We start from the raw sequence: 1,235 nt of genomic DNA on the forward strand, positions 1-1,235 counted from the left end.
AGCGATCCCATGCATCGCGAAAGAGTATGAGGCCTTCATCCACCCAGTATTGGTTGGGCATCGCCCGTTGAAGCACTGGGGAACCAGCAATACGCCAGTAAGCGCGGCTGCTCATGCCCCATTGATAGGCCAAATCCGGCCTGATCCCAAGGCGTTTCAGCTTTGCGATACGGGTTCGTATCCGTTTCCATTGCTTCCAACGGATTTGGCGCATCCGGCGCCTGAACCACTTGTCGAGTTCGGAGAACTTCCCCGGTGTCTGTGACAGCCGGAAGTAGCCCATCCATCCCCGGATGTAGCGGTTCAATTGCTGAATGCGGTATTCCATGGAGACGCTCCACTTCCGTGAGGTCAGTTCCTTGATCCGCTGCTTCATGCGTTTGAATGCCTTGGCAGCGATCTTGATCTTGACCCCGGCTTTAGTGAAGTAGAACCCGAAACCCAGCAACGTTGCAACACTTGCTGGATTGATCACGGATTTCTCCCGGTTCACCCTCAATTTCAGGCCTGATTCAAGGACTTTCGTCGCCTGTTCCAGCACCCGCTGCGCGGCCCTTTTCGACTTCACAAAGACCCTGATGTCATCGGCGTACCTAACAAAACGGTGCCCGCGACCCCAGAACTCCTGGTCAAAGTCATCCAACATGACGTTAGAAAGCAACGGCGATAGGGGTGACCCCTGGGGGGTTCCCTCCGTTGTTTCCCTGCGCACACCGTTGGCCATGATCCCCGCTTCAAGGAAGCGGCGGACCAGTTTCAGGACCCGCTTGTCTTTCACTTTCCGCGCCACCCTGGCCATGAGCATGTCATGGTTCACCCGGTCAAAGAATGCATCCAGGTCAACCTCGACCACCCACCGACACCCCTGTGAGATCACCGTTTGGGCGACCTTCACCGCATCATGGGCGCTCCGACCCGGCCGAAACCCGTAGGACACCGGCACGAACCCCGGATCAAAGACCGGGGAGAGGACTTGCGCGATTGCTTGCTGGATCAGCCGATCCAGCACGGACGGCACTCCCAGCATCCTCTGCCCGCTATTGTCAGGTTTCGGAATCATCACCTGACGCACCGGCAACGGCGCATAAGTACCCGCATCCAACGCTGCACGGGTTTCCACCCAATGTTCCAGACACCAGGCCCGGAGGTCCTCCGTACCCAGCCCGTCAACACCGGGGGCACCCCGGTTACGCTCAACACGTTTCAACGCGACCATCAGATTCGCCCGGGAAAAT

1 protein-coding gene is annotated in these 1,235 nt (G+C 57.9%); it reads right to left on the reverse strand.

Annotated features, from left to right (window positions below):
* The coding region (gene ltrA, locus G6034_RS19375) for a group II intron reverse transcriptase/maturase (protein ID WP_246296397.1) at nt 1-1,216 on the reverse strand (1,216 nt) is incomplete at its 3' end.
* Nucleotides 1,217-1,235 lie beyond the last annotated feature (19 nt).

The organism is Arthrobacter wenxiniae (assembly GCF_013376105.1).
GTDB lineage: Bacteria > Actinomycetota > Actinomycetes > Actinomycetales > Micrococcaceae > Specibacter > Specibacter wenxiniae.